The sequence below is a fragment of the Actinacidiphila sp. bgisy160 genome, from assembly GCF_057707815.1.
Window position 1 is genome coordinate 1 of sequence record NZ_JBYIQW010000103.1, and the last position, 8462, is coordinate 8462.

The 8462-nt window shown below is 71.3% G+C and carries 2 protein-coding genes and 1 pseudogene; 2 read left to right on the forward strand and 1 reads right to left on the reverse strand.

The features are described from left to right. Positions 1 to 6999, reverse strand: a pseudogene (locus AC3EUJ_RS36600) (hypothetical protein); the annotation flags it as partial. A gap of 182 nt (positions 7000 to 7181) precedes the next feature. Here AC3EUJ_RS36600 and AC3EUJ_RS36605 point away from each other — a divergent pair. Together AC3EUJ_RS36605 and AC3EUJ_RS36610 are read left to right on the forward strand one after the other, a co-directional pair. Then, entirely contained in the window at positions 7182 to 8051 is an 870-nt protein-coding gene (locus AC3EUJ_RS36605; RefSeq protein ID WP_431969230.1) for a hypothetical protein, read from the forward strand. 48 nt (positions 8052 to 8099) lie between these two features. Beyond that, entirely contained in the window at positions 8100 to 8399 is a 300-nt protein-coding gene (locus AC3EUJ_RS36610; RefSeq protein WP_431969232.1) for a hypothetical protein, read from the forward strand. Positions 8400 to 8462: the final 63 nt, after the last annotated feature.

Genomic DNA, 8462 nt, shown 5'->3' on the forward strand with positions numbered 1-8462 from the left:
GTGGACGAAATCACCCATCCCGCCCGACAGCCCGGAGACGGCCGGCGCCGACACACCACGGGCGTCGCCCCGGACGGGGAACGACTTGTCGCCCTGGAAGTGCACCCGCGCGTCCTCCGCGCCTGAGCCGTGGACGACGGCACGCTCCACGTCGTCCTGGAACCGGTGGACCATGTCCACCAGCCCGCTCGGCGGGAAACGGTTGTCGAGGGCCTCGATGAGCTTCTGCTCCGCGACGCCGAGCGCCCGTGCGAGGTTCCCGGTGTTGCCCGGCCTGCTGTTCCAGCCGGACGACAGGGCGTTGCCCGGCCCCACGTGGATGGACTTCGACGCGGTGTCGCTGGAGGCGCCGTGCAGGTCGATCAGGTTCTGGTCGGTGTGCGGTCGCGCGGTGAGGTGGAACTTGCTCCCGGTGATCGTGACTTCCGTCGTGTTCGCGAGCTTCTTCCCCGCCACCGTCACGTCGGCTTCGTTGCCGGAGCTGAGCATCACGTTCAGGTGGACGGCCACCTTCGCTTCCGTCCCACCGTCCTTGACCGTGACGACGATCGGCCGGGAAACGAGGTTCTTGCCGTCGTTGTTGCGGGTGCCCGCGCCGAACTCGAAACCGGCGAGCGTACGGCGCTCGTCGCCGTTGCGCCCGCCCGTGCCGATGACGACGTCCAGGATCTTGTCCTCGGTCAGTTTCGCGGCGCCCCCCGAGGCGGACGGTGCCGCCGGGGAGACGAACGAGCCGTCGCCGGACGGCTCGACACGCGCGGCCGTGCCCGTGAAGAGGTCGTCCCTGGGCACCCCGCGTTCGTCAAGGAGCGAGCGGGTGAAGTCGAGGTCGGCGTAGCTTTCGTGCACCCCGTCGGCGGCGGCGCCGGACGTGCTGCCGCCGGGGGCCGGAGGCGTGTCGGGACCGCCCGCGTGGCCGCTCGCCGGCGCCGGCCCGTGCGCCGGCGAAGGCCCGGGACCACCGGTGCCGCCCGGGTGGGTCCCACCGGGTCCGGGGGGCGCCGACGGCGCGGAGGGCGCCGGGTGCACTCCGGGGGCGCGGCCCGCGCCAGGTCGCGCGTTGTGGACCTCGACCGTGAACGAGAGCCCCTTGTCCTTGGCGAACTGCTCGAGCTGCAGCTTCTGGGCCTGGATCGCCGGATCGAAACCGTCGTCCACGAGTACGACGCGGTCCAGGTCGTCCCACTTCACGCCGCCGTGGACCTGTGCCTCGAAGTAGCGGTTCAGGTGCCGCTCCAGCGTCCCGGCGTCCCGGAAACCGCGGAACGCGTCGTCGAACTGGAAGCCGGTCGCCTCGGCGAAGGCCAGCCGGACCAGAGGCTCGTGGCCGTGGTTGAGGAGCGGCAGCATGTTGCCCCGGCCGGTGACGCTCCGGGCGCCCTGCAGGTCCTCCATGAAGCTGTCCGCCGGGGTGAACGTGGCCCGGTCCATCAGATTGGGCTTGAGGTGGAAGACCGCTTGCCCGTACATCTTCACGCCGCCGGGACGGTACTTGGAGGTGAGGGCGGCGTAGTTCGGGAGGTCCGCGAGGTCGCCCGCGGTCGGCGCGAACGGCTTGCCGTCCTGGCCCGGGTAGATCCCGGATGCGTCCGTCGTCCGCTTCACGGACGCCGGCAGGCCGAGTGCCTCCTCCGCCCTGCCGCGCGTGACGTAGTACCCGGCGCCCGCGTTGCCGGTCTCCCATGCGTTGCGGAGCAGCTGCTGGTCCCCGGTCAGCGCGTCCAGCAGCGTCCCTCCGCCCGGCAACTGGTTGCCGAGCTTGAGGTTCACCGTGAGCGAGAGCTCGTCCTGCAGGTGCTTGTGGACCTTCGCGATGAGCTCACCGGCCTCCGCCCCGTCGAGCGGGTAGCCCTTCGCCCACTTCCACTCACCGCTGCGCAGCTTCGCGGTCAGGGCGTCCGTGTCCGCCGCGAGCGTGCGCAGTGCCCGCCGCTCGGCCATCACGATCGCCGAGAGCTGCGGCATGCGCAGGTTGCGCAGTTCCGTTCGGCCTTCGAGGGCGTGGAACAGCTGGACGTTCTCCTCGAACGACTTCTGCTGCTGCACCAGCACCGACTTCAGCGCGTCGTCGTGCTCCGCGCCGGCCAGCCCCTTGGTCAGGACGTCCTGGTGCGCCTTGAGGTCGCCCTCGTACGCCTCCTTGCCGCCGCCCTTGGGCCACCCGTGGGCGGACTGAGGCTCACTCAGCCAGTGGGCCACGGTCAGGTCCTGGCCGCTGGGAACGAGGGCGTGGCTGAGCTTGCCGTCCTCCAGCGAGGTGACGACATGGGTCGCGGACGGGACGTGGTCGACGGACTGCACCACTGCCTCGGGAGCCGGCGGAAGGGCGTCGCCGCGGCCCTTGAGGTGCAGCAGCGAACGCAGTCCCTCCGGAAGGCGCGCACCGCCGCCGAGACCGTGGCCGCCGTAGGCCTGCACCTCGGGGAGCGGCGCGCCGCCGGTCAGCTCGTCCCAGTGGGCCTCCGCCCGGGCCAGCGCGTCGTCGGCCTGCCTGACCTGCTCCCACGACTCGAGGTAGCGGACGCCGTCGACCTCGGCCGAGGTGCCGACACCGTCCACGTAGCGCGTCTGCAGGTCGTCGCGGATCGTCCGGGCGTTGATCAGCTCGCGGCGGGCGTCGGTGATGGCCGCCGCCGCGTCGATCTCCGACAGGTCGTCCCCGGCGTTGACCCGCACGCCGTCTTGGTCGCCGCCCATGCCGGAGGAGCCGGATGTGTCGGCCGGCGCCTTGCCCTTGCCCTTGTCCACGGCCGGGGTGTGCGGCTCCCCACCGGAGGTGACATGGACGTCGCCGCCGGTCCCCGGGTGCACGGGTGACGGCGGACCGGACGGCAGGTCGTCCAGCGACGTCCGGGACACGCCCATCTCGTGCAGCATGCCGTCGATATCGTCGAGCATCCGCTGCATTTCGGGCGCGTGATGCACCGGGGACTCCGGCACATCCGTGAAGGAATGCCCGACTCCCGACCCACCGGGGCTCGGCACCGGATCCGGAACGCTGTCCAGCGAGCCCCTGCCGACGCCGGGGAGTGAGTCGCCGGCGACGGACGCGGGCACCGAGGGGGCCGGCAGGTCGGAAAGCCCGGGACGGAGCGTGCCGTAGGTCTCGCCCAGCTGTCGTGACAACTGGCGGCCCGCGTCGTCACCCGAGGTGAGGATGGTGTGGGTGATCATCGTCTCGAACTGACCGAGCAGCCCGAGACGTTCCTTCTGCGGGGCCGTCGCGAGATTCCCGTTGATCAGCGGACGCTGGTGGTCGAAGAGCACGAAGTGCTTCGCCTGGTCGGAGGCGGCGTCGACCTGGTCGTTCGCGACACGCCGCCAGTCGTTCACATCGAGGAAGGCGTCCTGGTACCGCATCGCGTCGTCGGCGGTCAGCTTGGCCACGGGCCCCGTTCCGTCCGCCCAGTGCCAGGCGCCGTTGGGAGTCAGCATGGCGTCGACCAGACGGTACGGGGCCGCCACCCACAGGTCCGCCACGGTCTTCCCGAGCGCGGCGGAGACGAAGCCCTCGGCGAACCGCACGCAGTTGTAGCGGAACAGGTCGTAGACGGCGCCGGAGTTGGCCAGCGCGTACCGGTATCCCTCGAACAGCTGCTCAGCGGTGATCCGGTAGGTGCCCAGCACGCGGACGTGCCCGGACAGGAGGTACTCGGCGTCGTTGACGAGGGCACCGGGGCGACCGAAGAGGCTTCCCTCGTCGCCGGGGTAGAAGCCGATCGTGAGCGGCTTGCGCTCGCCCGGCAGCATCACGGACACCATGGCGTGGCCCACGTCATCGGAGAACTCGCGCCAGGTCCGGCCACCGGGGTTCGCCACAAGGGCCACCTCGATGTTCGCCGCCGGGTTGTCGATGGCCGCCTCCACGTGCTGCCGCAGCGGGCGGAGCAGGTCGACGAACTGCGCGAAGCCGTCCAGGTCCTCGGTCCCGTGCTCGCCGATCGGAGTCCCGGGTATCGAGTCGTCATCCATGTCGAAGTGCGAACGCATCGGTGCGCCCGTGTCGTCCAGGACCACGTCGTCGAGCCCGCCGGCCGGAGGTCCCGGCAGCGAGCCGCCTTCCGCGTCGAGGTGCAGACGCATCGGTGCGCCGGCGTCGTCCAGGTCCACGTCATCGAGCCCGTCGAGCAGACCGCTCTCCGGCCGCGGCGGCCTCGGCGGGACAGGCGGCGCGTGGTGCCCGCCGGGCCCCGGGGTGGCGGGCGCGTCGTGCGTGAGGTCGGTGTCCCTGACGCCGCCGGGGAGGTGCCCGCGTTCCGGGCCGGCGAGGTGCACGGCGAGCTGGTCGGCCTGGGCGCGGATGTCGACCTTGGTGAAGGCGGCGCCGCGGAGGTCCTCCAGCACCTGGCGGGCGGCGGTGACGGTCTCCGCGGTCACCGCGCCGGACCCCATCTTGCCCAGCTTCAGGTTGACCTCGTGGAGCAGGTCCGCCTCGCGCGAGAGCACGTGACCGCCGCCCGACGCCGCGGGCGGGACCGGTACCGGGTCCTGACGCAGCGGCACCGCGACGTGTCCGTCGCCGGTGACGGCCACCTTGTCGTGCGTGCCGGGGGTGACGACGACGTCGTCCGTGCTCCGTGCGGGCGCCCCGGCGAAGGCGTGGCCCGCGCCGGCGTCCACGGTCTTCCCGGCTCCGGGCGCGCCGGCGAACGCGGGGCCGTCGACGGGACGGACGCCCCGGCCGTCGTCGAGGAGGTCGAGCGCGGAGCGGGCCGCGTCCTTGGGCGGCGTCCCGTGGACGCCGCCCTTGGGCAGGCCGGGAGCGGGGGCGCCGTGCGCGGAGGGACCGGGCACGGTGTCGGTGACCACGGAGCCGGGGCGGCCGGTGCCGGCGGGGCGCACGAGCTCGTCGAGGGTCAGATGGGCCTGGTTGGCGCGGGCCGCACCGGCGACGTTCTCGTCGAGGGCGGACCCGAGGTGCGTGGGCACCGGATTGTTCGGCGTCCCCTTGGAGCCGCCCGCCAGCGCGTCGAACGCCGACCCTCCGGCGCTGGTGCCGCTCTGGTGCCCGGGGACCCCGGTGAGCGGGGCGTGGGCGCCGCCCGGTCCGCCCGGAGCCGCAAGGAGGTCGTGGACCCCGGCACCGCTCGGCGGCGCCTGGACACCGTTCAGCGCGGTGTGCGCGGCACCCGTCCCCGCGCCCGGGGCGCCGGGGGCGGCGAGCAGGTCGTGCAGGGCCGTGCCGCCCGGGGCGGGCGCGGGCACTCCGGTGACGGCGGTGTGCAGCGCGCTGGTCCCGCCGGGCGGTCCCGAAATGACGCCGGCCGGGCCCTGCGCGAGCAGGTTGCCCCCGTGGCCCTTGGCGACGAGGGCGGAGACGTCCACGCCTTCGTGCACGACCGGGGCGCCTGCGGAGCCGGGCACATACAGGCCCGAGGAGTGCGTCACATGGCCGCCCGGGGCCGCCGCGCTCACCCCGAGCCCCCCGCTCATCTGGCCGGGCGCCACGTCGAAGGCGTCGATCTTCATCCGGTTCATCTGTGTGCCGGCGATGTCGACCACGTCGTCCATGTGCCGCACTGCCCGGAAGCCGGCCGTCGAGTTGTCGAACACGGCGTTCGCCCCGTGCACCGAGACGGGGTTGACCGTGCCGACCCGCAGCCCCGTCAGGTCGACGGTGCTGATGGGCGCCACGGAGAAGGAGGACGGGCGGACGGAGGTGTGGGTGTCGGCGAAGTTGCCGAAGCGCACGTTCTCCAGGTCCATGCGGGCCATGTTGATGTTGGCGTGCCCGAGGTCCAGGTGCGGGGTCGCGCCGTGCGGGCCCATCGGCACGGCGCTCACGGTGTGCGCGACCGTGCCGCCCACCGGCAGGTCCCACACCCCCCGGCCCATGACGCCGCGGTCCCAGAAGCCCATGCGGAGCGCGCCCTTGAGCCCGTACTCCGCGATGTCGGTGTGCGTCACGGGCAGGATCAGGCGCGTCCACTTGGCGCCGCCCATCTGGCTGCTCCAGGTCTCCTGGGCGAAGAGCCGGAAGTTCTGCCACGCCCCGGGGGCGCCGGCCCGTATGGCCGACCCCCAGCCGCGCACCACCACGGGGATGGAGCGGACGCCCTGGACGACGACCAGCCCGCCCTTGACGAACACCGAGCCGCCGAGCGCGGGCACGTTGTGGAAGTTCTGCATGACCCACAGTCCGCCCTGGCGCACCCAGGTCAGGCTGATCCGCGCGACGTCCCGCAGACCGGTGAAGACGGTGGCGAACCGGAACCCGCTGATCATGTCCTTCAGGGACAGGAAGCTGTTGCGTCCCCACTGGACGACGGCTTTGAAGCCGGACTTGAGGAGGCCGCCGATGGCGAAGATCGGCAGCGCCTTCGTGGTGGGGGCGATGATGCCGAGCCCGGCGAGGAACAGGTCGAGGAAACCGATGTCGCCGCGGGCGAAGTCGATGGCCGCCTTCACGAACAGCGTCATGTTGACGCCGAGGGCGAGCAGGGCGACCGGACCGCCGAAGATCAGCGCCGGGACGATGAGGATGATCGCCAGGATCTGGAACATCTCCCAGAAGACCTGGCAGTCCGAGATCGGCAGCCGGATGTCGGAGGCGTTGTTGATCGCGTTCGCGATGGTGCTGCCCACGTCGTCGAGCTCCGTGCCCGCGCTCTGGGCGGTCTGCCGAAGGGCCTCCAGTTGCGGGTCGTCCTTCGCCAGGCCGCGTGCGGCCGACAGGGCGCCGTCCGCCCGCCGCTGGGCATCCTCGATGTGGTTCGCCCAGGCGCCGAGGTTCTGGGAGACCTCCCAGAAGGAGTCGGCAACGTCGTTGATGTGGTTGCGCAGCCTGTCGTCGACCTTGCCCCGCAGCGCGTCGGCGGTCTTCCCGGCGAAGACACTGCTGTCCGCCGTGTCCATCACCTGGTCGATGGCCTTCGCGATGGACCTCGCCTGAGAACCGATCTTGACCAGGTCGTCGACCAGCAGACGGATCTGGCCCGGGTCTCCGGGGGTCGGATCCCCGTGGAGGCCGAGAACGTTCCAGTCGCTCGGGCGAGGCATGTCAGGGATCCCTCCCGGTTCGGTGCGGAGGAGCACGGCGGAGCTCTCCACGTGGACCACGCGCGGGGCACGCACGTGGTTCATGTGACGTGGGTCAAACCCGCGTGCGGCGGTGAACCGGCGGGGGGCGTGGTGCGTGGTCGTGGTGACCGGATTCTCCAAGGACCGTCCGGAGGTCCCCTGTGCCCGAGATCAAAATCGACTACGACGTCCTCAACGCGGCCAAGCGCGACCTGGAAGCCCTGGCGGGCGAGATCGACCCGCTCATCAACAAGGGCGTCTTCGGCCGCCTCGGCTCGGGCAGCGGTGAGGCGGAGGCGATCCTCGGGCACGAGGGCGTCGCCAGTGCGATGTCGCTCTTCCACACCAACGCCAGCAGCACCATGAAACGCGCGGACAAGGGCCTGAAGGAGCTGGCCGCCGCTTTCGGCGGCGTGGGCGAGGCCTTCCGCGAGTTCGACTCCGAGCTGGGCGCCGAGATCGGTGTGATGAGCGCCAATCTGCACGTTCAGAACTGGCGGCAGAAGAAGGACCTGTGGGACTACAAGCAGAACCACCTCAGCGAGTGCGAGGGGCCCGGCGAACTGCCGGACTTCTGCTCCGCCACGAACCCCGGTGACACGCCCCCCGACTTCCATGTCGATACGCCCAACGGTGGTTCGATCGACTCGCACGTGGAGGTCGACAAGGACGGCAACGTCACCAAGGAAGTGACCACCGTCAACTACGACGGCAACAAGTACACCTCCACCACCACGTACAACGGCCCGAGCTACACGACGGACACCACGTATCCCGACGGCAGCACCGCGCACACGGTGGCCAACATCAACAGCGACGGCAGCGGCTCCATGACCGTCACCGGCAGCGACGGCAGCCACACCGAGTACACCCGCGGGCCGAAGGGCGCCGACGGCAAGACGCCGGAGTGGACGTGGTCCGGCGGCAACAAGCCGGGCGAGGACCCGCACAACCCGACGAACCCCAATAATCCGGACACTCATCCGCAGAACCCTGGTACCCACGGCGGCACCAGCCCGAAGATCGCCTGATCGGGGACACCACCCCCAGGCCAGTCAGCAGAACAGAAAGGCGTTGCAATGCCTGCGATTCACATCGTTCCCGAGGACGTCCGGCAGCGGGCGTCGGCGCACGCGTCCACCTGCAGCGAGTGGATGGCCCGCCTCGAGGGCCTGAAGGGCCAGGTCGAGAACATGCTCAACGACGAGCTGGTGCTGCCCCAGGCCAGCCCCGCCATCCGTGACGCCTACCAGCAGTTCACCGGCAGCCTCACCCAGGCCATCCACGGCCTGGAGAACTTCGGTGAGGCGTTCACCTCGATCGCCAAGGGCGCCGAGGACTTCGACGCCCAGGTCGCGGGCAACTTCAACAAGAAGTAGCGGTCACGACGAAGGGCCGGGCGGGAGTCGTCCCCCGCCCGGCCCTTCGTCGTGACCGGGGAC

Coding starts and splice junctions, on each gene's coding strand:
- AC3EUJ_RS36610 (WP_431969232.1), top strand. CDS start 8,100: ATGCCTGCGATTCACATCGTTCCCGAGGACGTCCGGCAGCGGGCGTCG.